Origin of the sequence: Longispora fulva (genome assembly GCF_015751905.1) — a bacterium.
Lineage (GTDB): Bacteria > Actinomycetota > Actinomycetes > Mycobacteriales > Micromonosporaceae > Longispora > Longispora fulva.
The window spans coordinates 7,894,884-7,918,284 of record NZ_JADOUF010000001.1; the positions used below are offsets into that span (position 1 = coordinate 7,894,884).

Annotated in this window: 19 protein-coding genes; 14 read left to right on the forward strand and 5 right to left on the reverse strand. The window is 72.6% G+C overall.

The genetic code is table 11. The features are described 5' to 3' along the window. Positions 1–15 precede the first annotated feature (15 nt). The 9 genes from dnaE to priA all read left to right on the forward strand — a co-directional run bounded on the left by dnaE (position 16) and on the right by priA (position 9,544). Complete coding sequence (gene dnaE / locus IW245_RS36660; RefSeq protein WP_197007660.1) at positions 16–3,549, forward strand: DNA polymerase III subunit alpha; 3,534 nt, start codon at positions 16–18, stop codon at positions 3,547–3,549. 349 nt (positions 3,550–3,898) lie between these two features. Then, the gene (locus tag IW245_RS36665) at positions 3,899–4,534 is read left to right on the forward strand and encodes a DUF2567 domain-containing protein (protein ID WP_197007661.1); all 636 of its coding nucleotides are present in this window, start codon (positions 3,899–3,901) and stop codon (positions 4,532–4,534) included. Between the two features lie 242 nt (positions 4,535–4,776). Beyond that, on the forward strand, positions 4,777–6,066 hold the full coding sequence (hisD, locus tag IW245_RS36670) for a histidinol dehydrogenase (protein WP_197007662.1): 1,290 nt from the start codon (positions 4,777–4,779) through the stop codon (positions 6,064–6,066). A gap of 47 nt (positions 6,067–6,113) precedes the next feature. After that, positions 6,114–7,157: a histidinol-phosphate transaminase gene (locus IW245_RS36675; protein WP_307788964.1), complete on the forward strand. Its 1,044-nt coding sequence runs from the start codon at positions 6,114–6,116 to the stop codon at positions 7,155–7,157. Beyond that, positions 7,154–7,753, forward strand: a complete 600-nt coding sequence (gene hisB / locus IW245_RS36680; RefSeq protein ID WP_197007663.1) for an imidazoleglycerol-phosphate dehydratase HisB — start codon at positions 7,154–7,156, stop codon at positions 7,751–7,753. The genes IW245_RS36675 and hisB overlap by 4 nt, the downstream gene beginning before the upstream one ends. Next, positions 7,750–7,902 carry a CG2302 family histidine operon protein gene (locus tag IW245_RS36685; RefSeq protein ID WP_197007664.1) on the forward strand — a complete coding sequence of 51 codons (153 nt, stop codon included), beginning with the start codon at positions 7,750–7,752 and terminating at the stop codon, positions 7,900–7,902. The genes hisB and IW245_RS36685 overlap by 4 nt, the downstream gene beginning before the upstream one ends. Beyond that, positions 7,899–8,501, forward strand: coding sequence for an imidazole glycerol phosphate synthase subunit HisH (gene hisH / locus IW245_RS36690; RefSeq protein WP_197007665.1), 603 nt, complete (start codon positions 7,899–7,901; stop codon positions 8,499–8,501). Before IW245_RS36685 ends, hisH begins: the two co-directional genes overlap by 4 nt. Positions 8,502–8,513: 12 nt before the next feature. Further along, positions 8,514–8,828 (forward strand): hypothetical protein, encoded by a 315-nt coding sequence (locus IW245_RS36695; protein WP_197007666.1) that lies wholly within the window; start codon positions 8,514–8,516, stop codon positions 8,826–8,828. Next, positions 8,825–9,544: a bifunctional 1-(5-phosphoribosyl)-5-((5-phosphoribosylamino)methylideneamino)imidazole-4-carboxamide isomerase/phosphoribosylanthranilate isomerase PriA gene (priA, locus tag IW245_RS36700; RefSeq protein WP_197007667.1), complete on the forward strand. Its 720-nt coding sequence runs from the start codon at positions 8,825–8,827 to the stop codon at positions 9,542–9,544. Before IW245_RS36695 ends, priA begins: the two co-directional genes overlap by 4 nt. Here the strand turns inward: priA and IW245_RS36705 are convergent. Beyond that, complete coding sequence (locus IW245_RS36705; RefSeq protein ID WP_197007668.1) at positions 9,536–12,271, reverse strand: helix-turn-helix transcriptional regulator; 2,736 nt, start codon at positions 12,269–12,271, stop codon at positions 9,536–9,538. The genes priA and IW245_RS36705 overlap by 9 nt on opposite strands. 201 nt (positions 12,272–12,472) lie before the next feature. Between IW245_RS36705 and IW245_RS36710 the strand changes: the two genes are divergently transcribed. Together IW245_RS36710 and IW245_RS36715 are read left to right on the forward strand one after the other, a co-directional pair. Beyond that, positions 12,473–14,110, forward strand: a complete 1,638-nt coding sequence (locus tag IW245_RS36710; RefSeq protein WP_197007669.1) for an alpha-lytic protease prodomain-containing protein — start codon at positions 12,473–12,475, stop codon at positions 14,108–14,110. Between the two features lie 89 nt (positions 14,111–14,199). Further along, on the forward strand, positions 14,200–14,697 hold the full coding sequence (locus IW245_RS36715; RefSeq protein ID WP_197007670.1) for a RidA family protein: 498 nt from the start codon (positions 14,200–14,202) through the stop codon (positions 14,695–14,697). Here the strand turns inward: IW245_RS36715 and hisF are convergent. After that, the gene (gene hisF, locus IW245_RS36720) at positions 14,657–15,439 is read right to left on the reverse strand and encodes an imidazole glycerol phosphate synthase subunit HisF (protein ID WP_197007671.1); all 783 of its coding nucleotides are present in this window, start codon (positions 15,437–15,439) and stop codon (positions 14,657–14,659) included. The two genes, IW245_RS36715 and hisF, sit on opposite strands and share 41 nt — an antisense overlap. 126 nt (positions 15,440–15,565) lie before the next feature. Next, positions 15,566–16,447 (reverse strand): LysR family transcriptional regulator, encoded by an 882-nt coding sequence (locus IW245_RS36725; protein WP_197007672.1) that lies wholly within the window; start codon positions 16,445–16,447, stop codon positions 15,566–15,568. Between the two features lie 71 nt (positions 16,448–16,518). Between IW245_RS36725 and IW245_RS36730 the strand changes: the two genes are divergently transcribed. After that, positions 16,519–17,487, forward strand: coding sequence for an EamA family transporter (locus IW245_RS36730; RefSeq protein WP_197007673.1), 969 nt, complete (start codon positions 16,519–16,521; stop codon positions 17,485–17,487). Here IW245_RS36730 and IW245_RS36735 read toward each other — a convergent pair. Together IW245_RS36735 and IW245_RS36740 are read right to left on the reverse strand one after the other, a co-directional pair. Then, positions 17,466–18,983, reverse strand: coding sequence for a beta-N-acetylhexosaminidase (locus IW245_RS36735; protein WP_197007674.1), 1,518 nt, complete (start codon positions 18,981–18,983; stop codon positions 17,466–17,468). The genes IW245_RS36730 and IW245_RS36735 overlap by 22 nt on opposite strands. 56 nt (positions 18,984–19,039) lie before the next feature. Then, positions 19,040–19,648 carry a TIGR03085 family metal-binding protein gene (locus IW245_RS36740; RefSeq protein ID WP_197007675.1) on the reverse strand — a complete coding sequence of 203 codons (609 nt, stop codon included), beginning with the start codon at positions 19,646–19,648 and terminating at the stop codon, positions 19,040–19,042. Positions 19,649–19,757: 109 nt separating this feature from the next. Between IW245_RS36740 and IW245_RS36745 the strand changes: the two genes are divergently transcribed. Further along, positions 19,758–21,527 (forward strand): ABC transporter ATP-binding protein, encoded by a 1,770-nt coding sequence (locus tag IW245_RS36745; RefSeq protein WP_197007676.1) that lies wholly within the window; start codon positions 19,758–19,760, stop codon positions 21,525–21,527. Between the two features lie 35 nt (positions 21,528–21,562). After that, positions 21,563–23,296 carry an ABC transporter ATP-binding protein gene (locus IW245_RS36750; RefSeq protein ID WP_197008875.1) on the forward strand — a complete coding sequence of 578 codons (1,734 nt, stop codon included), beginning with the start codon at positions 21,563–21,565 and terminating at the stop codon, positions 23,294–23,296. Positions 23,297–23,401 lie beyond the last annotated feature (105 nt).

Sequence of the window (23,401 nt, forward strand, 5' to 3'; positions counted from 1 at the left end):
AGGAGGCTGCCGCCGATGAGTGACTCTTTTGTGCATCTGCACGTGCACACCGAGTACTCGATGCTGGACGGCGCCGCCCGGATGAAGCAGTTGTTCGCCGAGGTCAACCGGCAGGAGATGCCGGCTGTCGCGATCACCGACCACGGCAACATGCACGGGGCGTACGACTTCTACAAGCAGGCCACCGCCGCCGGGGTGACCCCGGTGATCGGCGTCGAAGCCTACCTGGCGCCGGCGTCGCGGTTCGACAAGAAGCGCATCAACTGGGGCACGCCCGACCAGAAGGGCGACGACGTCTCCGGCAACGGCGGCTACACCCACATGACGATGTGGGCCCGCAACGCCGAGGGGCTGCACAACCTCTTCCGGCTCAACTCGCGCGGCTCGATGGAGGGCTACTACTACAAGCCCCGGATGGACACCGAGCTGATCGCCGAGTATTCGGCCGGGATCATGGCCACCACCGGCTGCCCCTCCGGCGAGATCCAGACCCGGCTGCGCCTCGGGCACGACGAGGAGGCGCTGAAGGCCGCCGCGAAGTACCAGGACATCTTCGGCAAGGAGAACTTCTTCCTGGAGATCATGGACCACGGGCTGTCCATCGAGCGCCGGGTCCGCGACGGGCTGATCGACATCTCCCGCCGGTTGAACATCCCGCCGGTGGTGACGAACGACTCGCACTACACCCGGCCGGAGGAGGCCGACGCGCACAACGCGCTGCTGTGCGTGCAGTCCGGCTCGCTGCTGTCCGACCCGAACCGGTTCAAGTTCGACGGCGACGGCTACTACATCAAGTCCGCCGACGAGATGCGCGCGATCGACACCTCCGACATCTGGGCCGAGGGCTGCAGGAACACCCTGCTGGTCGCCTCCAAGGTCGAGACGGAGGGGATGTTCAAGTACAAGAACCTGATGCCGATCTTCCCGGTGCCCGACGGCGAGACCGAGGAGACCTGGTTCCGCAAGGAGGTCTGGGCCGGCATGGAGCGGCGCTGGCCGGCCGGCTACGACGAGGAGCACCGCGCCCAGGCGGAGTACGAGATCGGCGTCATCCTCCAGATGGGCTTCCCGTCGTACTTCCTGGTGGTCGCCGACTTCATCATGTGGGCCAAGCGCAACGGGCACTCCGTGGGGCCGGGGCGTGGTTCCGGGGCCGGCAGCATCGTGGCGTACGCGCTGGGCATCACCGACCTCGACCCGCTCGCGTTCGGCCTGATCTTCGAGCGGTTCCTCAACCCCGAGCGCGTCTCGATGCCCGACTTCGACGTCGACTTCGACGAGCATGGCCGCAACGAGACGATCCGGTATGTCACGGAGCGCTACGGCGCGGACCGGGTGGCCATGATCGCCACGTTCGGCACGATCAAGGCCAAGGCCGCGATCAAGGACTCGGGCCGGGTGCTCGGGTTCCCGTACGCGCTGGGCGACAAGATCACCAAGGCGATGCCCCCGGCCGTGATGGGCAAGGACATCCCGCTGTCGGGCATCTTCGACCCGAAGCACCCGCGCTACGCCGAGGCCGGCGCGGTCCGCGAGCTGGTCGACACCGAGCCCGACGTGGCCAAGGTGATGGAGGTCGCCCGGGGGCTGGAGGGCCTGGTCCGGCAGACCGGCGTGCACGCGGCCGGCGTCATCATGTCCGCCGAGCCGCTGATCGACCACGTGCCGCTGATGCGTCGGGACGCCGACGGCACGATCATCACCCAGTTCGACTACCCGACGTGCGAGACGCTCGGCCTGCTGAAGATGGACTTCCTCGGCCTGCGCAACCTCACGATCATGGCCGACGCCGTGAAGAACGTGGAGCACACGACCGGCCGGAAGATCGACCTGCTGTCGCTGCCGCTGGACGACGCCCCCACGTACGAGCTGCTCTGCCGGGGCGACACCCTGGGCGTGTTCCAGCTCGACGGCGGCGCGATGCGCCAGCTCCTGAAGCTGATGCGCCCCGACCACTTCGAGGACATCTCGGCCGTCCTCGCGTTGTACCGGCCCGGTCCGATGGGCGCGAACTCGCACATCAACTACGCGCTGCGCAAGAACAAGCAGCAGGAGATCGTCCCGATCCACCCGGAGCTCGAGGCGGACCTGGAGGACATCCTCGGCGTCACCTACGGCCTGATCGTCTACCAGGAGCAGGTCCAGCGCGCGGCGGTGAAGCTCGCCGGCTACACCCTCGGCCAGGCCGACAACCTGCGCCGGGCCATGGGCAAGAAGAAGAAGGAGGTCCTCGACAAGGAGTTCATCCCGTTCCGCGACGGCATGCGGCGCAGCGGATACTCCGACGAGGCCACCCAGGCGCTGTGGGACATCCTGGTCCCGTTCGCCGACTACGCGTTCAACAAGGCGCACACCGCCGCCTACGGGATGATCTCGTACTGGACGGCGTACCTGAAGGCGAACTACCCCGCCGAGTACATGGCGGCGCTGCTCACGTCCGTCGGCGACGACAAGGACAAAATGGCGATGTACCTGGGGGAGTGCCGCAAGATGGGCATCAAGGTCCTCCCCCCGGACGTGAACGAGTCCGCCGGCGCGTTCACCCCGATCGGGCGGGACATCCGCTTCGGGCTGGGCGCGGTCCGTAACGTCGGCACGAACGTGGTGGCCTCGGTCGTCGCCACCCGTGCGGCCAAGGGCAACTACACCTCCTTCCCCGACTTCCTGTCGAAGTCCGAGCTGGTGGTCTGCAACAAGCGGACCGTCGAGTCGCTGGTCAAGGCCGGTGCGTTCGACTCCCTCGGGCACACCCGCAAGTGCCTGGTCGAGCTGCACGAGACCGCGATCGACGCGGTCGTGGGGCTCAAACGCCAGGAGGCCGTCGGGCAGTTCGACCTGTTCGGCGGGCTGGAGGAGAACTCCGACGACAGCCTGGTGGGGCTGGACCTGCAGTTCACCCCGACCGAGTGGCCGCGCAAGGAGCTGCTGGCCTTCGAGCGGGACATGCTGGGGCTCTACGTCTCCGACCACCCCCTCGCCGGGGCCGAGCGGATCCTGAAGGCCAACTCCGAGCAGAGCATCGTCGAGGTGATCGACGAGGACGTCAACGACCGGATGCCCGTCACGATCGCCGGCATGATCTCCGGGGTGCAGCGTCGGATCACCAAGCAGGGCGCGAGCTGGGCGATCGTGATGCTCGAGGACCTGGACGCCTCGGTCGAGGTGCTGTTCTTCCCGAAGACGTACGAGCTGCTGTCGCACCACCTCGCCGAGGACATCGTCGTCACGGTCAAGGGGCACGTGAACAAGCGCGACCAGGCGATCAGCGTCGTCGGCTCGGACATGCTGATCCTGGAGGTCTCCGAGGCCGACCTGGCCGCGAACCCGCCGGTGGTGCTGAACTCGACCTGGGACAAGATCGTGGAACCGACCGTGCTGGAGCTCAAGCGGATCCTGCTCGGGCACCGTGGCGACTGCTCGGTGCACCTGCGGCTGCGCAGCCGGGGCGGGGAGACGCTGCTCGCGCTGGGGCCGGATCTGAAGGTCCGCAACGATGTGGCGTTCCGTTCGGAGATCAAGACGCTGTTCGGCGCGGGGGGCGTGGACTAGTCGGGGCCGTTCGGGTCACGGCCGCTCGGCAGGTGTGTCGGAGGTCGGTCGCCCGGTCCTGCTCAGATGTGCCGGGGGTGCTCGGTCGCCGGTTCGGCTCAGCTGTGCCGGAGGTGCTCGGTGCGGCTCGGCGAGCGGGTCGGCCCGGCCACCACCACCCGGGCACGCCGGACCGCGGTATGCCGCTGTCCCGCTTCGGCACGGGTGCCGAAGGGCCTGGGCGCCGCGGCGCGGGGCACGCCGGATCGCGGTCCGCCGCCGTCCCGCGCCGGCCCGGATGCCGATGGGCCCGTCCCCCGCGCCGGAGCGCGGGGGACGGGGTCTGGCGCGCGCACCTAGTATGGGCCGGGTGAGCACCGCGGAGCAGTATCCGACCCCGCCGTCCCCGATCTGGCCCGAAACGGGCCTCTATGGGACCCCGGTCCCGCCCCGGCCGCGCCGGGACTGGCCGCGGGAGATCCTGGCGGGGCTGCTCGTCGTCCTGACGATCGCGACCCTCGGGGCGCCGCTCGGGGTGCTGTGGTCGGCGTTGGCCCCCCGGGTGCTGTTTCAGATGACCGCCGACGGGTTGTTCTACACGGACGCGGAGCCGGAGGAGTACGTCGGCGCCGATGTCGTGTTCACCCTGATCGGCCTCGGTGCCGGGATTCTGCTCGGGCTGGCCTGCTGGCTGCTGCTGCGCCGGTGGCGGGGCGCGTTCGTGCTGGTCGGGCTGATGGTCGGTTCGCTGCTCGGCGCGTGCCTGGCCTGGCAGATCGGCCGCAGGATCGGGCTGGACGACTACCTGTCGCTGAAGACGACGGCGCACGTGGGCTGGCAGTTCTACCGGCCGGCGTCGATGAACTCCGGGGAGTTCCTCCGGATTCTCGACGTGCCGGTGTTCCCGAGGGGCGCGCTGGCGGCCCAGGCGTTGGCGGCGGTCTTCACCTACACCATGATCGCCGGCTGGTCCCGCTTCCCGGGCCTCCGCCCGGGCTCCGACTGAAGATCAACCCCATTATCTGACTACGGAGGGGCCTCCCCCGGCCGCGCCGGCCCTCGGCGGGGCGGCGCCCGGTGGGGTGATCCTCATGTGGGCGGTTGGTGGCGGGCGTCCGGCCGCTGGAAGCCGGGTCGGGCCCCACTCGTACACGATGATGGGTTTGATCGGGGTGACCCTGGTCACGGGGAGATCGGATGCTGGGACCGAGCCGTCCGGTGGCTGGGAGCGCCGACTAGGCTGAACAGGTGCTGAACCGCATCGACCTCCGGGGTGACACCAGGGATCCGCGCGGGCTGCTGCCCCGCGCCCGGTTCGACGTGACCGCCGCGATCGAACAGATCCGGCCGGTCGTGGAGGCGGTCCGCGAGCATGGGGCCGCCGCCGTCAAGGAGGCCACGCATCGGTTCGACCACGTGGTGATCCCGAGCCTGCGGGTGCCGGTCGAGGAGATCGCGAAGGCGGCCGACGCCCTGGAGGGGCCGGTCCGCGCGGCCCTCGAGGAGGCGATCGCCCGGGTCCGGGTCGTGCACGCCGCCCAGCTGCGGCCCTCGCACACCACCACCCTCGCCCCCGGCGGCACGGTCACCGAGAAGTGGCTGCCCGTCGGGCGGGTCGGGCTCTACGTGCCCGGCGGCCTGGCGATGTACCCGTCGAGTGTCGTCATGAACGTCGTCCCGGCCCAGGTGGCCGGCGTCGGCCAGATCGTGGTCGCCAGCCCGCCGCAGGCCGACAACGACGGCCTGCCGGACCGCAGGGTCCTCGCGGCGTGCGCGCTGCTCGGCGTGACGGAGGTGTATGCGATGGGCGGCGCCCAGGCCATCGCCGCCCTTGGCTACGGCACCGAGGAGAACCGGCCCGTCGACATGATCACCGGGCCGGGCAACATCTGGGTGACCGCCGCCAAGCGGCTGCTCCGTGGCACGGTCGGCATCGACTCCGAGGCCGGCCCGACGGAGATCGCGATCCTCGCCGACGACACGGCGGACCCGGCGCACGTCGCCGCCGACCTGATCAGCCAGGCCGAGCACGACCCGCTGGCTGCGAGCGTGCTGGTCACGACGAGCGTGGCGCTGGCCGACGCCGTCGACCGGGAGCTGGAGCGCCGGGTCGCGGTGACCAAGCACGCGCCCCGGGTGCGCGAGGCGCTGACCGGACCGCAGTCGGGGACCGTGCTCGTCAGCGACATCGAGCAGGGGCTCGCGGTGGTGGACGACTACGCCGCCGAGCACCTGGAGATCCAGACCGCCGACGCGCCGGCCGTCGCCGACCGGGTCCGCAATGCCGGGGCCATCTTCGTCGGGGCCTGGTCCCCGGTGTCGCTCGGGGACTACTGCGCCGGGTCCAACCACGTCCTGCCCACCGGCGGCTGCGCGCGGCACTCCTCGGGGCTGAGCACGCACACGTTCCTCAAGGCCGTGCACGTCATCCAGTACGACGAGGCGGCGCTGCGGGAGGTCGCCGGGCACGTGGTGACGCTGGCCGAGGCCGAGGATCTGCCGGCGCACGGCGAGGCCGTCACGGCGAGGTTCCGGTGAGCGCGCCGGGATCCGAAGGCGCGGCGGAACAGTCGGTCGGCGGCGCGTTGCCGGTCCGGCCGGAGTTCCAGGGCATGTCGCCCTACGGCGCCCCGCAGCTCGACGTCGCCGTCCGGCTGAACACCAACGAGAACTCCTACCCGGTGCCGCCGGAGGTCGTCGACGCGATCTCGGCGGCCCTCGGCGCGGAGCTCTCCCAGCTCAACCGCTACCCGGACCGCGACGCCGTGGCCCTGCGCGCGGCCCTGGCCGACTACCTGGGCGTGACCACGGCCCAGATCTGGGCGGCCAACGGCTCCAACGAGGTGCAGCAGGAGATCCTGCAGGTGTTCGCCGGCCCCGGGCGTTCGGCGCTCGGGTTCACGCCCACCTACTCGATGCACCCGCTGCTCGCGCTGGGCACGGGCACGACGTGGATCGCCGGGGAGCGCACGGCGGACTTCGCGCTGGCCGACCCGGTGGCCCAGGTGCGCGCGGCGGACCCGGACGTGGTCTTCCTGTGCTCGCCGAACAACCCGACCGGCACGGCGCTGGACCTGGACACGATCCGTTCCGTGGCGCGGGTGGCCCGGGGCATGGTCGTCGTGGACGAGGCGTACGCGGAGTTCCGCCGGGCCGGCACGCCCAGCGCGTTGGACCTGCTGCCGGAGTTCCCCCGGTTGATCGTGACCCGGACGATGAGCAAGGCGTTCGGGTTCGCCGGCGGCCGGCTCGGGTACCTGGCGGCGAGCCCGGCCGTGGTGGACGCGGTGCAGCTGGTCCGGTTGCCGTACCACCTGTCGGCGCTGACCCAGGCGGCGGCGCGCGCGGCCCTGGCGCACCGCGCTGTCCTGCTCGGCACCGTGGCGGCCATCAAGGCCCAGCGGGATCGGATCGTCGCGGAGCTGCGTGGCCTCGGCCTGACCGTCGCCGACTCCGACGCGAACTTCGTGCTGTTCGAGGTGGGCGGCGACCAGGCGGTCTTCTGGGAGAAGCTGCTGGCGGCGGGCGTGCTGGTCCGCGATGTGGGCCTGTCGGGCTGGCTGCGCGTCACGGCCGGCACGGCGGAGGAGACGGACGCATTCCTGCAGGCTGTGAAGGAGTCACTGTGAGGACCGGACGGGTCGAGCGGGTCACCAAGGAGACCAAGGTCCTCGTCGAGCTGGACCTCGACGGCGGCCCGGTCACGGTGTCCACCGGGGTCGGCTTCTACGACCACATGCTGCACCAGCTCGGCCGGCACGGCGGCATCGGCATGAACATCGCCGTCGAGGGTGACCTGCACATCGACGCGCACCACACGCTGGAGGACACGGCGATCGGGCTGGGCGACGCGTTCGCCGAGGCGGCCGGGGACAAGCTCGGGGTGCGCCGGTTCGGGCACGCGATCGTGCCGCTCGACGAGGTGCTGGTCCAGGCGGTGGTCGACCTGTCCGGCCGGCCGTACTGCGTGCACGAGGAACCGGCGGGGCTCGCGCCGTTGATCGGGCCGGCGTACCCGACGAGCATGACCCGGCACATCTGGGAGTCGTTCGCCCACCATGCGAGGATCACCCTGCACGTGACCGTGCAGCGGGCCGCGCGGCCCGGAGCCCAGCCTGACGCGCACCACGTGGTGGAGGCCCAGTTCAAGGCCGTCGCCCGGGCGTTGCGGGACGCGATCCGGATCGAGGGCACGGACGTTCCGAGTACCAAGGGAATTCTTTGAGCATCGTTCTTCTCGCCTTGGCGGGCATCCTGTTCGGTGGCGCGTGGTCGTTGCAGCAGCAGGACCGGCCGAAGCCGGTGATCGCGATCGTCGGGCTCCTCGGCGTGCTGTCGCTCCTCGGCGGCATCCTGTGGATGTTGCCGAAGTGAGCCGGGTCGTCGTCCTGGACTACGGTTCGGGCAATCTGCGCTCCGCCGAGCGGGCCATGGTCCGGGCCGGCGCGGACGTCACGGTGACCGACGACCTGGCGCTCGCGCTGGAGGCCGACGGACTGGTCGTGCCCGGCGTGGGCGCCTACGCCGCGTGCGTCGCGGGCCTGCTGGCCCTCGGCGGGGACGCCACGATCCGGGAGCGGTTGCGGCGGGAGCGGCCGGTCCTGGGCATCTGCGTGGGCGCGCAGATCATGTTCGGGTACGGCGACGAGCACGGCACGCACACCGAAGGCCTGGGTCTGCTGCCGGGCGGGGTGACCCGGCTCAAGGCGCCGGTGGTGCCGCACATGGGCTGGTCCCCGGTCGCCGTCGCGCCCGGGTCGGTGCTGTTCGACGGCGTCGAGGGCGAGCGGTTCTACTTCGTGCACTCCTACGCGGCCCGGCCGTGGGACGCCCCGGGGGTCACCACCGCCACCCACGGCGAGGAGTTCGTGGCCGCAGTGGAGGCCGGGGCGTTGTCGGTGACCCAGTTCCACCCGGAGAAGTCCGGCGACGCCGGGGCCCGGCTGCTGCGCAACTGGGTGGCGACGCTGTGACCGGGGTGTGCCGTGGCTAAGGTGCGGGCGCAGAAGCGGGCCGCCCGGCTGGCCGAGGGCCAGGCGCGCCGGCTGAGGGCGGAGCGTCGGGAGAACCGCCGCCGCCGGGTCCGTGCGTTGTTCCGCCCGCGCCGGAGGGGTACCGGTCGGATCAGCCCCCGCCGCAGCCGCGCCGAGCGGGCCGGCATCGTGCTGGTGGCCGTCGCGCTGCTCTTCCTCACCTGGTTCTACCTGGACTCGTTCCCGGCGCAGCTCGCGATCACGGTGCTGCTGTTGGTGGCGAGTCCCGCCCTGATCGTGATGACCCTGGACCGGAGAACCCGATGACGCTGGAACTGCTGCCCGCCGTGGACGTCGCCGACGGGCAGGCGGTGCGCCTGACCCAGGGCGCCGCCGGTACCGAGACCTCCTACGGCGACCCGTTGTCCGCCGCGCTGGACTGGCAGAACCAGGGCGCGGAGTGGATCCACCTGGTGGACCTGGACGCGGCGTTCGGCCGGGGCTCCAACGCCGCGCTGCTCGCGGACGTGGTCGCCCGGCTGGACACGAAGGTCGAGTTGTCGGGCGGGATCCGGGACACCGCGTCCCTGGAGGCGGCGCTGGCCACGGGCGCGACCCGGGTGAACATCGGCACCGCGGCGTTGGAGGACCCGGAGTGGTGCGACCGGATCGTCGGCGAGTACGGCGACCGGGTCGCGATCGGGCTCGACGTGCGGGGCCGGACCCTGGCGGCCCGGGGCTGGACGAAGGAGGGCGGCGACCTGTACGAGGTCCTCGACCGTCTGGAGCTGGCCGGCTGCGCGCGGTACGTGGTCACCGACGTCACCAAGGACGGCATGCTGTCCGGCCCGAACCTGGAGCTGTACCGGGACCTGTGCGCGTACACGTCGAAGCCGGTGGTGGCCAGCGGCGGGGTGTCCACGCTGGACGACCTGCGCGCACTGTCCACGGTGCCGGGCCTGGAGGGCGTGATCGCCGGCAAGGCCCTGTACGCCGGCGCGTTCACGGTGACCGAGGCCCTGGCGGTGCTGCGGTCAGCCTGACCGGAGCAGGGTGCTGAGCTGGGTGCGGGAGCGGACGCCCAGTTTGCGGTATACCCGGGTCAACGTCGCCTCCACCGTCTTCACGCTGAGGAACAGGGTCGCGGCCACCTCCCGGTTGCTCGCCCCCTGTCCGACCAGCTCGGCGATCCGGGCCTCGGTCCCGGTCAGCGGCTGGGTGACCGCCGCCCGGGGCTCGGCGGGTCCGCTCTCCAGCCGGTCCAGCGCCGTGGCGGCCAGGGTCACCCACGGCCGGGCCCCGGTCTGCTCGAACGCCTCCAGCGCCGCGGTCAGCACGTCCCGGGCGGCCCCGCGCCGCCGGCGGCGCTTCTCGACCTGGCCGAGGGCGAGCAGGGTCCTGCCGTGTTCGACCGGCAGTCCGAGCAGCGCGAAGTCCAGCGCCGCCCGGTCGAGGAGGTCGACGGCTCCGGCGGCGTCGCCGAGCGCCGCGCGGTAGATGCCCTCGGCGCGGCTGAGCGCGGCGAGCACCCCGGGCCGGTCGAGGGCCAGGGCGGTGAGCCGGGTGGCGGCGATCAGCGCGTACCCCTCGTCGGGGTCGCCGGCCGCGACGTACGCCGTGGCCAGGTCGGCGTGCCAGCGCAGCAGGGCCGGGTCGAGGACGTAGCCGGCGGTCTCCAGCTCGCGGACCCGGCGCAGAGCGGTGACCGCGCCGGTGGCGTCGCCGGTGACGAGCTTGACCAGGCCGGACACGTGCAGGTTGCGGGACAGGAAGACGACGTCGTGCTCCTCCTCGGAGGCGTGCGCGCCGCGTTCGGCGTAGCCCGCCGCGCGGGCGAAACTGCCCCCGGTCGCCTCGACCTGGGCCATCGTGAACCACGACGGGCCGGGGGACAGGCCGGCCTCCTCGCTGACGGCGACGGCCCGGTGCGCGTGGTCGAGGGCGGCGGCGCACCGGCCGGACTTGGCCTCGACCTCCGCGAGGCTGCGCAGCACCTCGATCAGGTCCTCCGCCCCGGTGCGCTCGGCGACGGGGAGCAGGCCGAGCAGGGCGGCGCGCGCCTCGGGGAGCTGGTCGTCGTAGACGGCGTGCCGGGCGGCCAGGTAGCTGGGGGTGTTGCGCAGGCCCATCGGGGCCTCGGGGGCGTCGCAGGCGAGCGCGCGCTGGAGGGTGCGGGCGGAGTCCGGTACCCCGAGAATGCGTTCGACGCGGGCCTGCATCGTCAGGGCCATCGCCTCGATGACCCGGTCGCCACCCTGGGCGGCGAGGGTCGCCGCGCGCGCGGCCTCGGCCCTGGCCCGCTGCGGGGAACCCTCGGACAGGTTGGCCCGCCAGGCGAGCCGCAGGTGCACGGCGGCGAGCAGCGCGGGCTCGTCGGCGGCGTCGGCGATGGCCCTGGCGAACGTCTCGTCCAGGTCGTCGAGGGCCTGGCCGGCGGCGTCGACGATCGCCAGGTGCGCGCGGACCCGGACCGCCGGGGCCGTGGCCCGGGCGAGCAGCGCGTCGGCGGCCCACCGGGCCAGGTCGGTGCGGCCGGCGTGCCCGGCCTCCTCGGCGGCGGTGAGCAGCCGGCGTTCGGCGCCCTCCGGGTGGCACAGCGGGGTGCGTTCGGCCGCGAGGATGTGCAGCTCCGCCGAGCGGGCCCGGTCGCGGGCCGACCGGCCGGCGGCGCACAGCTCCTCGGCGAGTTCCTCGTCGGGCACGTCGGTGGCCAGGGCGCGGTGCCGGATCCGGTCGAGCGGGTCGGCGGCCAGGTCGGCGAGCGCCGCGTGCCACGAGGTGCGCTCGTCCCAGGACGCCTCGGCGGCCAGTGCGGTGGCCAGCACGCCGGCCGTGAACGCGACGGCCCCGCCGTCGGACACCGTGACCAGCCCGGCGGCCTCCGCGACGGCCAGTTCCTCCGCCGCGTCGGCCCGGCCGGCCCGGCGGAGCAGCGCCACGGTGGGGGCGGCGGTCAGTGCGGCCGGCAGCAGGGTGGCGAGCACGGCCGGGGGCACGGCGGCGAGGCGGGCGCCGATCAGGTCGCGGAGCCGTTCGGGCAGCGCGACGTCGTCGAGGGGCCGGGTGCTGCCGGCGCCGGCGGCCACGGCCCGACCGATCTCCAGCATCAGGTACGGGTTCCCCCCGCTCGCCGCGTGCACCGGCCCGACGAGCCGGCAGGGCAGCCCGTGGGCCTCGAGGAACGCCGCCACATCGTCGGAGTTCAATGGTGGGACGCCCAGCTCGGTCACCGGCGAGGGGCACAGCGCCCGGCCGGGACCCCCGCAGCCGTTACGCTCCGCGACGAGGAGTGGGATGTGGGGGTCGGTGCGCCGGTGCGCGTGCCCGAGGACCGCGACGCTGTCCGGGTCGGCCCACTGCGCGTCGTCGACGACGATCAGGGCCGGGGCCGTGCGGTGCAGCAGGGTCGCCACCGCGATCCGCAGGGCGAGCCGGTCCGGCTGGCCGGGGGCCGGGTCGGCGAGCCGCAGGACGGCGTGCACGGCGGCGCGCTGCGGCCCGGGCAGGGCCGCGACGAACTCGGCCGGCACGGCGCCCAGCACCTCGGCGACCAGGCTGTACGGCGTCGTGACGTCGGCCGGCACGGCCCCGGCCCGTAGGCACGGCCCGTCGGTGCCGGCGACCACCGCGTCGAGCAGTGCCGTCTTGCCTGCGCCGTCGGGGCCGGTGAGCAGGACCTGGCCGTCCCGGTCCAGCCGGGCGCGCAGCTCGGCGAGCAGCTCGTCGCGCCCGACGAGGGTGAGGGTGACGGCGGGGCCGATGAGTCGCATCGTCCACCCCCTGTCCACGCGAATGTCTCGATGACGTTACTGCACAATTCCTTAACACAGGGTGAAAGGGGGTTCCGATCTTGTCACGGTGAAATAACTGTCCGTATTTCCCTGGGGGGACAAGGGAATTCCCCGTATCGCGCACGCCTGTCGATGCCTAGCGTTTCGTCGCACACCATCGATCACAGAGGATGTGCGCAGATGAAACGCAGTATCTGGCTGGCCGTGACCACGGCCGCGCTGGTGACGACGGGAGTGGCGGCCGGATATCCGGCCCTGGCCGGCTACGGTGCCGGCGGCGGCACGGCCGCGTCCCCCGAGATGCTCGCCGGCATGCAGCGCGACCTGGGCCTCACCGCCTCACAGGCGCGGACCCGCCTCGACCAGCAGGAGTCGGCGAACCGGGCGGCCGGGGCCCTCGGCGGGGACCTGGTGGCCAGCTCGTGGTTCGACCCGGCGACCGGCAAGCTGACGGTCGCGGTGTCCGACGCGGACGCCGCCGCCCGGGTCAGGGCCGCCGGGGCCGTACCGAGGAACGTCACGCACTCCGCCGCCGAGCTGTCCGGCATCGCGCGCAACATCGGCCGGCTCGCCGAGGGCGGCTCCGCCGGGGTGGCGAGCTGGGGCGTGGACGCGAGGAGCAACAGCGTCGTCGTGTCGGTGTACGACACCGTCGCCGCCGCCGACTTCACGGCCCGCGCGAAGGCCCTCGGCGACGCGGTCCGGGTGGAGACGGTGGCCCGGCCGTTCGTGCAGCAGACCGGCGTGGTGCAGGCCGGCGACCCGTGGTGGCCGGGGACGGAGTCCAACTGTTCCGTCGCCTTCGCCGCCACGGACTCCTCGGGAGGCAGGCACTTCGTGACAGCCGGGCACTGCACGAACGACGCGAACCAGGCCGCGTACGGCAAGAACTCCTCCGGCACCAAGGGCGAGCAGCTCGGCACGTCCAATGTGGGCGGCAGCCGCAGCGTCAACGCCCGCGAGGGCGACATGGGCGTCGTGGCCGTCAACCACGCCAACGCCTGGACGCTCAGCAACTCCGTCAACACCTGGGGCGGCGCGGCGGTCAGCGTGAACGGCGTGGCCGAGGCCGTCGTCGGCACCGCGATCTGCAAGTCCGGCAACACCAGCCACTGGACCTGCGGCACGGTCACGAAGGTCAACGAGTCGGTGGACTACGGCAACGGCCTGATCATCGACGGCCTGTCGGAGACGAACGCGTGCTCGGCCGGCGGCGACTCCGGCGGCGCGTACGTGATGGGCACCGGGGCAACGGCCAAGGCGGTCGGCATCCACTCCGGCGGCGGGAACGGCTGCGGGCAGAGCGACCCGAACACCATCTTCCAGCCGGTCAGCGAGGCCCTGACCAAGTGGGGCCTGACCCTCTACACCGGCGGGTCGACCCCGACCACGGCCCCGCCGACGACCGGGACGCCCACGACGGCCCCGCCCACCACCCGGCCGCCGACCAGCCAGCCGCCGACCACGGCCCCGCCGGCCGGCCGGACGTTCACCAGCACCCAGTTCGGGTTCATCCCCGACCCGGGCACCCTGGACAGCCCGGTCACGTCGACCGCCCCGGGCAGCGCGGCCGGCACGGTGACGGTGAAGGTGACCGCCTCGCACTGGTGCGGCTCGGACCTGGAGATCACGCTGGTGGGGCCGAACGGGGCGCAGTACCCGGTGAAGCAGGCCGGCGGGAGCTGCACCTCCTACAACGGCGGCACCTACCCGGTGTCCGGGGTCTCCTCGCCGGCGGCCGGGACCTGGACGCTGCGGGTGACCGACGTGAAGGCCTGGAACTTCGGCAACCTGTCGGGTTGGTCTATCACGGTATGACCGGTTTCGGGGCCACCGACCACCCCGGTGGCCCCGAAACTGTCCGATAAGGCCAGTGTCGAATAGATGTGTCCTGGCGTTATCAGGGCATGTCTGTGGAGCGATTGACGACCGGCGGCCCGTGGGAGAGCCTGTACGGCTACGCCCGGGCCGTGAAGGCCGGCCCCTGGATCGTCACCGCCGGGTGCACGGCCACGGTGCAGGGCGACGTCCGGTGCGTGGGCGACCCGGCCGGCCAGACCAAGGAGGCGTTCCGGATCGCGCTCGACGCGATCGTGGACGCCGGCGCCTCGGTGGGCGACGTGGTGCGGACCCGGATGTACATCACCGACCCGATGCACGCCGACGCCGTGGGGCGGGCGCACGGGGAGCTGTTCGGGGTGGTGAAGCCGGCGGCCACCGTGGTGGTGACCCGGCTGCTGCACCCCGAGCAGTTGGTCCAGGTGGAGGTCGAGGCCTACCACCCGGAGGAGCCGACCGCGCCGGAGCGGGCCGGTTGGCGGGACTCCGCCGGCCTCAGCGCCGACGACCCGGGCAACGACGGGCTCAGCGCACCGGGAGATCTGCTGCTCGAAGGGCTTCTTTGACCTGTGCGACGCTCAACTGGCCGAAGTGGAACACACTCGCCGCCAGCACCGCGTCCGCCCCGGCCGCCACCGCGGCCGGAAAGTCCCCGACCGCCCCCGCGCCCCCGCTCGCGATCAGTGGGATGTCGACCTCGGCCCGGACGGTGCGGATCAGCTCCAGGTCGAACCCCGCCTTCGTGCCGTCCGCGTCGATCGAGTTCAGCAGCAGCTCACCGGCACCGAGTTCGGCGGCGCGGGCGGCCCAGGCCACGGCGTCCATGCCGGTGCCGCGCCGGCCGCCGTGCGTGGTCACCTCGTAACGGGGGCTTCCGGACGGGGTGTCGCCGGAATCCGCCCCGGTCCGCCGCACGTCCAGTGACAGCGTGAGCACCTGGCTGCCGAACCGTTCGGCGATCTCCCGGATCAGCTCGGGCCGGCTGATCGCCGCGGTGTTCACCCCGACCTTGTCGGCCCCGGCGCGCAGCAGCGCGTTGACGTCGTCCACGCTGCGCACCCCGCCGCCGACGGTCAGCGGAATGAACACCGTCTCCGCGGTGCGCCGCACGACATCGAGCATCGTGCCGCGTCCGGCCACGGAGGCGGACACGTCGAGGAAGGTCAGCTCGTCGGCGCCCGCGGCGTCGTAGGTCGCGCCCAGTTCCACCGGGTCGCCGGCGTCGCGCAGGTCCGCGAACCGCACGCCCTTCACGACCCGCCCGTTGTCCACGTCTAGGCAGGGGATGACCCGGATCGCCACGCTCATGCCCCCACCCTAAGCGCGTCCAGCCCCTGGGACGGACCGGGGCTTCGCCCAAAACCATCATTCGATTACGAATCGGGGCGTCCCCGGCGCGCGGCGGCGGCCCGACGCCCTCGTCGACGCACGGCGTCAGCCCCGGGCCGCCCACGCCGTCCGCAGCGCCTCCAGGGTCGCCCGGATCGCCGGCCGGTCGCCGGCGGCTGTGCGCCACACCACGATCATCCGGCGGGTCGGCGGCGGCGTGACCTCCAGGATGTCCACCCCGGCCGGCACCCCGGTCCGGGCCAGCCGGGGCACCAGCGCCACTCCGAAACCGCGTTCGATCAGGGTGAACTGGGTCGCGAACTCATCGACCAGGAAGTCCGGCCGCACCCCGGGCAGCACCCGCAGCAGCCAGGTGTGGCAGATAGCGCCCGGGGTCGCCGAGATCCACCGCTCGCCGAACAGGTCGGCCAGCGCGACCGGCCCGGTGAACCGGCCGGCCGGGGCGAGCAGGTCCGCGACGTCGAACCCGAGTTCGAGGTGCGACATGCCGGGCGGAAGGTCCAGGGCCGCCTCGGGCCAGTCGTCGGCCACCGCGAGGTCGGCCAGCCCGCGCTGCACGAGGTCCAGGCCGATGTTGGGGTTGCCCTCACGGACGGCGACGGTGAGGTCCGGGTACCCGTCGGCCAGGGTCTGCAACGCGTGCGGCAGCAGCCCCCGGCACGCCGTGGCGATGGAGGCGACCGTGACCCGGCCCTCGACCGTGGTCCGGTGCGCGGCGACGGCGGCCTCGGCCTCCTCGACGGCTGCGAGGACCCGGCCGGCGTGGTCGGCGAGCACCCGGCCCAGCTCGGTGAGCCGGAGCCGGCGGCCGTCCTTCTCGACGAGGGGCGCGCGGATCTCCCGTTCGAGTTTGCCGAGGTGCTGGGACACCGCCGACGGGGTGCAGTGCAGGGCGTCGGCGGCGGCGAACACCGTCCCGTACAGCGAGACGGCGTGCAGCGCGCGCAGCCGGGCGAGCTCGATCATGCAGTAACACTAAATCAATCGTGAAGAAATATGAACTGGTGCTTCACGGTTCGAGGGGGCACTCTCGGGGCATGAGACCCCGTGATCTTGTTCTGGCACTGCTGGTGGCCGCCGTGTGGGGTGCCAACTTCGTCTTCCTACACATAGGGCTGGAGACGATCCCGCCGCTGCTGTTCAACGCGCTGCGGTTCGGCCTCGCGGCGTTCCCGGCGATCCTGTTCCTGGGCCGGCCCCGGGTCGCCTGGCGCTGGGTGATCGCGGTCGGGCTGGTCCTCGGGGTGGTCAAGTACAGCCTGCTGCTGTGGAGCATCCACGCCGGGATGCCGGCCGGGCTGTCCTCGGTCCTGCTGCAGAGCGCCGCCGGGTTCACCCTGGTCTTCGGGTTCGTGGCCCTCGGCGAGAGGCCGCGCCGCCGCCAGCTCGTCGGCCTGGCCGTGGCCGCGTGCGGGATCGTCGTCGTGGGGCTGCGGATCGGCGGCGACCTGCCGCTCGGGGCGTTCACGCTGCTGATCGGCGCCGCTGCGGCGTGGGGGGTGTCCAACGTGCTCACCCGGCGGGCCGCGGCCCCCGACGCGCTGCGGTTCATGGTCTGGGTGAGCGCCGTGGCCACCGGGCCGCTGCTCGTGCTGTCCCTGGTGTTCGAGGGACCTTCGCGGGACCTGGCCGCGCTGCGCGGGATCGGCTGGCCGGAGGCCGGCGCGGTGTTCTGGGGGGCCGTGGTGTCCACGTTGTTCGGGTTCGGGGTGTGGGGCGCGCTGATGCGCCGGTACAACGCGGCGACCGTGTCGTCCTTCGCCCTCCTCGTACCGTTCTTCGGCCTGGGCTTCGCCGCGCTGGCCCTGCACGAGCGCCCGCACCCCACGGATCTGGTCGGCGCGGTCCTCGTGGTGGGCGGCGTCCTGTGGGGCGCCCGTGCCGTGCGGACCTCCCCGGCGACGACGACCACGGCCTCCCCGGCAGGGGCGACCACGGGCTCCCCGACAGCGCCCGCAGTCACCCCGCTGACCGTCGGAGCCGTTCAGTCGTCCAGCGGCCGGTAGGCCACGCCCTCCGCCTCGTACCGCAGCACCTGGGTAGCCAGCCGGGACCGGAACCCGGTCAGGTCCCCGGCCGTGCCCCACGCCACCTCCGCCACCGCCGCGAGCCGGGGCAGCAGGTTGTACTCGGCCCGCGCCGCGTTCGGCAGGTACTCCGTCCACAGGTTGCCCTGCACGCCGAGCACCCCGTCGCCGGGCTGGTAGCCGTACACCTTCTCCAGCGGCAGGGGCCCGGTGATCGACAACGGCTCGCCCGGCGCCAGGGACTCCGCGTGGTCGAGGTAGAGGTGGCTCTGCGGGGTGGCGATCACCGGATGCCCGGCCGCGAGGGCCTCGTCGACCCGTTCCGGCCCGCGCCAGGCCATCACGACGGCGTCGGCCGGGGCGCCGGCGCCGACCAGCTCGTCCCACACGATGACCTTGCGGCCGCGGGTGGCCAGGTGGTCGGCGAGCTGGCGGATCCACCAGCCCAGGAGGCCCTCGGGCGAGGACAGGCCCAGGTCGGCCATCAGCGCCCGCGCGCCGGGGTTCTCCGACCACTCCCTGGGCGGGACCTCGTCGCCGCCGAGGTGGATGTACTCGCTGGGGAAGACGTCGACGAGTTCGTCGAGCACCCCCCGCATGAAGTCGACCGTGGACTTCTCCACGTTGAGGACGTGTTCGCTGACCCCGAACCTGGTCATCACCGCGTGCTGGACGTCGGGCCGGTTGCCCAGCTCCGGGTACGCCGCGACCGCCGCCTGGGTGTGCCCCGGCAGGTCGATCTCCGGCACGACCGTGACGCCGAGCCGGGCGGCGTACTCGACGAGGCCGCGCAGCTCGTCCTGGGTGTAGTAGCCGCCGTGCGGGGTGTCGTCGGACAGGTCGTCGAGGGTGTGCCCGATCGGGGAGGAACTCCGGAACGCCCCGACCGAGGTCAGTCGCGGGTACCGCCGCACGTCGAACCGCCAGCCCTGGTCCTCGGTGAGGTGCAGGTGGAACCGGTTGAGCTTGTGCGCGGCGAGCAGGTCGGCGAACTTGTACAGGAACGAGACCGGGTGGTGCCAGCGGCCCACGTCGAGCATGCCGCCGCGCCACGCGTGCCGGGGGCTGTCCACGATCCGGCCGCACGGCATCGACCAGTCCGCCTCGACTGGGGTGGGGGAGTAAACCGACGGGGGCAGCAGTTGGCGCAGGGTCTGCACGGCCCACCGGAGCCCGGCCACGGTGTCGGCGGTGGCCAGCACCCCGTCGGGGGAGACCGTGAGGGTGTAGCCCTCCGGGCCGGGCCCGCCGCCGGACGACCCGCTGTCCGACGACCCGCCGTCGGACGACAGGAGCAGCGCGATCATGCCGGGGCCGGCGGGGGCGTCCGGCAGGGCGAGGCCGGTGGCCGGGCCGAGCAGTCCGCGGAGCAGATCCGCGACCTCGGGCGCGTCGGGCGCGTGCACGCCGGTGTCGGCCGTGAGCGTGAACCGCCCCGGGCGGGGCTCGTGCGACGTCGGTCGGGGGATCAGCATGCCGGCTCCTTATTGCAAGGTTCCTTCAATATTGCGTGAGGGTACCCCGCCGACGGCTACAGGCCCAGCTTCGCCGACCGGATGGCCTGCACGGACTCCTCCGGGCCGTCATACGTCACCTGCGCGACCTGCTGCCGGCCGAAGCAGAACAGCGCCAGCTCGCTCGGCGGCCCGGTGACCGTCACCGTGGGCGAGGTCCCGGCGGTCCGCTCGCCGACCCCCGGCGCCACGAGCCGCACCGACTCGTTACCCAGGAGGAGGCCGAGGGCGCGCAGCCGGCCCCAGACCGCGTGCTCGAAGCCCTCGGTGAGGTCGCGGGCTTCGAAGCCCTTCGCGGCACGCCGGACGTCCTCGTGGTGCACGAAGAACTCGACGAGGTTGATGGTCTCGTCCACCGGGGCGATCCACCACGGCCGCTGGCGGACCAGGTCCACGATCTCGGCGTAGCTCCTCCGCTCGCGCAGGGACGCCGCGACCTTGTCCGTCCAGCCGGCGAACGCCGGCACCCACACCCCGAGCCCGGCGTCCGGCCGGCGCTCCCGGATCACCAGGTGCACCGCGAGGTCCAGCGTCCGCCAGCCGCCACACAGCGTGGCGGCGTCGGGGCCGACCTCCAGCAGCAGGTCAGCGAGGAGTTGCCGTTCGCGGAGCGCGTACGAGGTCATTCGGGAATCCTAACGGCGTAACGGACAGTGATCTAGATCGCATTCGAGATGCGTTCGTCACGTTCAACGGCTAGAACTTGTAAGGACCAAGAACGGAAGTTGAGCTGACATGGACAATGGTGTTCTGGGCCGCGGAATGTGGGTGCTCGGCCAGGCCATCCGTGACGAACCAGGTCGGTTCGCGATCGCGGTGGCCGGTAGTTGTGTGTTCGGACTGACGACGGTGGCCAGCGCGTACGTGGTGGGCCGGGTGGTCGGCGACATCGTCGTCCCCGCGTTCGACTCGGGGCACACGACCACTGGTTCCCTCGCCCTGGGAGCCGGGGCGATCCTCGCCGTCTCCCTGGTCAAGGTGCTCGGCATCCTGGGCCGGCGGCTGGGGGCCGGGGCGATGCAGTTTCACCTCCAGGCCCGGTACCGGCGCAAGGTCACCAGCCGCTATCTGCAGCTGCCGCTGGCCTGGCACTCCAAGCACCCCACCGGCACCCTGCTGTCCAACGCGAACGCAGACGTGGACGCCGCCTGGTCGCCGATCGCGCCGTTCCCGATGGCCGTGGGCACCCTGGTGATGCTGGTCGGCGCCGTCGCGTCGCTGTTCGCCGTGGACTGGGTCCTCGCGCTGGTCAGCCTCGTGGTCTTCCCGGCGGTGTTCAGCCTCAACGTCATCTACTCCCGGAGGATGTCCCCGAACATCACCCGTGCCCAGCAGCTGCGGTCCGAGGTCAGCGAGATCGCGCACGAGAGCTTCGACGGGGCCCTGGTCGTCAAGACGATGGGCCGCGAGGAGGCCGAGACCCTGCGGTTCGAGCAGCGGGCCAACGAGCTGCGCGACGCCATGGTGAGGGTCGGCCGGATCCGGGGCGCGTTCGACCCGGCGATGGACGCCCTGCCCCAGCTCGGCACTCTCGCGGTGCTGGTCGTGGGCGCGTGGCGGCTGTCGGCCGGCGCGGTCACGGTCGCCGACGTGGTGGCCGTGGCGTTCCTGTTCACGATCCTGGCGTTCCCGGTCCGGGCGATCGGCTGGGTGCTCGGCGAGCTGCCCCGCAGCGTCGCCGGCTGGGACAGGTTGCAGAACGTGATCACGGCGTCCGGGGACATGGAGTACGGCACGACCCCGCTGCGGGACGCCGGTCCCGCCGTCCTGGAGTTCGCCGGCGTGGACTTCTCCTACGACGACACCCAGGTTCTCGCCGACGTGTCCTTCACGGTCCCGGCCGGCCGGACCGTGGCCCTGGTCGGCCCGACCGGGGCCGGCAAGTCGACCATCGCCTCCCTGGCCGCCCGGCTGGTCGACCCGAACGCCGGCCGGATCAGCATCGACGGCGTGGACGCCCGCCAGCTCAGCGGCGCGGCCCTCGCCGCGACCGTCGGCCTGGTCCCGCAGCTGCCGTTCGTGTTCGACGACTCGGTCCGGGGCAACATCACGCTCGGCCGCGAGGGGCTCGACGACGACGCCGTCTGGGCGGCGCTCGACCTGGCCCAGGCGTCCGGCTTCGTCCGCAAGCTCGACGAGGGCCTCGACACCCGGGTCGGGGAGCGCGGCACGAGCCTGTCCGGCGGCCAGCGCCAGCGGCTCACCCTGTCCCGGGCCCTGGCCGGCGGCCCCCGGCTGCTGGTCCTGGACGACGCGACCAGCGCCGTCGACCCCCGGGTCGAGGCCGCCGTGCTCGCCGGGGTGCGCGGTTCGTCGGCGAGCGTGCTGGTCGTGGCGTACCGCAGGGCCACCATCGCCCTCGCCGACCAGGTGGTCTACGTCGAGCAGGGCCGGGTGGTGGCGACCGGTACGCATGAGGAACTGCTCGCGGAGGTGCCCGGCTACATCGACCTGGTGACGGCCTACGAGCAGCAAGAAGCAGAGAAAGAGCTGGAGGACGCGTGACGGCCGCCGTTATCGAGGAGTCGACCTACGGCACCATGCGCCGGGGCCTGTCCCTGTCGCCAGAGCTGCGCACCGGCCTGGTCGGCACCCTGTGCCTCGCCGTCGTCGCGACCGCCGGCAAGATCGCGGTCCCGGTGGCCGTGCAGCAGGGCATCGACAAGGGGCTGCGCACCGCGTCCGGCGTGCCGGACATGCACGCCATCGCCACCATCGTCACCCTGACGATCGCGATGCTGACCGTGACCGTGACGTGCGGTTACTTCATGAACGTCCGGCTGTTCACGGTCAGCGAGCGGGCCCTGGCGGGGCTGCGGGTGCGCACCTTCCGGCACATCCACGACCTGTCGACCCTGCACCAGCAGACCGAGCGGCGCGGCTCGCTCGTGTCCCGGGTGACCAGCGACATCGACACGATCAGCCAGTTCCTCCAGTTCGGCGGGATGCTGCTGATCATCAGCTTCGGCCAGCTGCTCGTCGCCACCGTGATCATGTCGGTGTACTCCTGGCAGCTCACCCTCGTCGTCTGGGCGGCGTTCGGCCCGCTGGCCTTCGTGATCCGGCACTTCCAGAAGCGGCTGGCGACGGCGTACGGCGTGGCCCGGGTCAAGGTCGGCACCCTGCTCGGCGTGGTGGCCGAGAGCGTGGTCGGCGCGAGCGTCATCCGCGCGTACGGGGTGCACGAGCGCACCGCCGGCCGGCTCGACACGGCGGTGGAGGAGTACCGGGTCGCCCAGTACCGGGGACTGCGCACGTCGGTCGGGATCTTCTCCCTGGGAGAGCTGGCCGCCGGCCTGGTCAACGCCGGCGTGGTCCTGCTCGGCGTGTGGCTCGGCCTCGGCGGCGACCTCAGCGTCGGCGAGCTGACAGCGTTCATGTTCCTCGTGGCGCTGTTCGTGCAGCCGGTGCAGATGGCCACCGAGATCCTCAACGATGCCCAGAACGCGATCGCCGGCTGGCGCCGGGTCCTCGACGTCCTCGACGTCGCGCCCGACGTGGCCGACCCGGTGCCGGGCCGGGCGCTGCCGGCGGGCCCGCTGGGCGTCCAGTTCGACGGGGTCCGGTTCAACTACCCGGGCGGTCCCGACGTGCTGTCCGATGTGGACGTCGTGATCCCGGCCCAGATGAAGATCGCCGTGGTCGGCGAGACCGGCTCCGGCAAGACCACCTTCGCGAAGCTGCTCACCCGGCTGATGGACCCGACGGCCGGCACCGTCCAGCTCGGCGGCGAGCCGCTCGACGAGGTCAGCTTCGTGTCCCTGCGCAGCCGGGTGGTCATGGTGCCGCAGGACGGCTTCCTGTTCGACGCCACGGTGGCCGAGAACGTCCGGTTCGCCCGCCCCGACCTGACCGACGCCGAGCTCCTGGCGGCGTTCGAGGGCCTGGGGCTCGCCGACTGGGTCGCCGGCCTGCCCCAGGGCCTGGCCACCCCGGTCGGGGAGCGCGGCGAGGCGCTCAGCGTCGGCGAACGCCAGCTCGTGGCCCTGGCCCGCGCCTACGTCGCCGACCCCGACCTGCTGGTCCTCGACGAGGCGACCAGCGCCGTGGACCCGGCCACCGAGGTCCGCCTCGCCCGCACCCTCGACGCGGTCACCCGGGGCCGGACCACGGTCGCGATCGCGCACCGGCTGTCCACGGCCCAGGCCGCCGACGAGGTGATCGTCTTCGACGCCGGCCGGATCGTCCAACGCGGCCCGCACGCCACGTTGGTCGCGGAAACGGATTCCGTCTACGCCAAGCTCTATGCCTCCTGGCTGGAACAGACCCGCTAGGTGGTGCCGGCCCGCTGAGGGCGACGATGCGTGCGTTGTCAGGAACCCGGCATACAACACCGGTATGCCGGAACCTTCGCGGTCGTGCCGGAGGCGCGCCAGACA

Coding starts and splice junctions, on each gene's coding strand:
- priA (WP_197007667.1), top strand. CDS start 8,825: ATGACGCTGGAACTGCTGCCCGCCGTGGACGTCGCCGACGGGCAGGCG.
- dnaE (WP_197007660.1), top strand. CDS start 16: ATGAGTGACTCTTTTGTGCATCTGCACGTGCACACCGAGTACTCGATG.
- IW245_RS36745 (WP_197007676.1), top strand. CDS start 19,758: ATGGACAATGGTGTTCTGGGCCGCGGAATGTGGGTGCTCGGCCAGGCC.
- IW245_RS36725 (WP_197007672.1), bottom strand. CDS start 16,447: ATGATCGAGCTCGCCCGGCTGCGCGCGCTGCACGCCGTCTCGCTGTAC.
- hisF (WP_197007671.1), bottom strand. CDS start 15,439: ATGAGCGTGGCGATCCGGGTCATCCCCTGCCTAGACGTGGACAACGGG.
- IW245_RS36715 (WP_197007670.1), top strand. CDS start 14,200: ATGTCTGTGGAGCGATTGACGACCGGCGGCCCGTGGGAGAGCCTGTAC.
- IW245_RS36705 (WP_197007668.1), bottom strand. CDS start 12,271: ATGCGACTCATCGGCCCCGCCGTCACCCTCACCCTCGTCGGGCGCGAC.
- IW245_RS36710 (WP_197007669.1), top strand. CDS start 12,473: ATGAAACGCAGTATCTGGCTGGCCGTGACCACGGCCGCGCTGGTGACG.
- IW245_RS36740 (WP_197007675.1), bottom strand. CDS start 19,648: ATGACCTCGTACGCGCTCCGCGAACGGCAACTCCTCGCTGACCTGCTG.
- IW245_RS36735 (WP_197007674.1), bottom strand. CDS start 18,983: ATGCTGATCCCCCGACCGACGTCGCACGAGCCCCGCCCGGGGCGGTTC.
- IW245_RS36750 (WP_197008875.1), top strand. CDS start 21,563: ATGCGCCGGGGCCTGTCCCTGTCGCCAGAGCTGCGCACCGGCCTGGTC.
- IW245_RS36730 (WP_197007673.1), top strand. CDS start 16,519: ATGAGACCCCGTGATCTTGTTCTGGCACTGCTGGTGGCCGCCGTGTGG.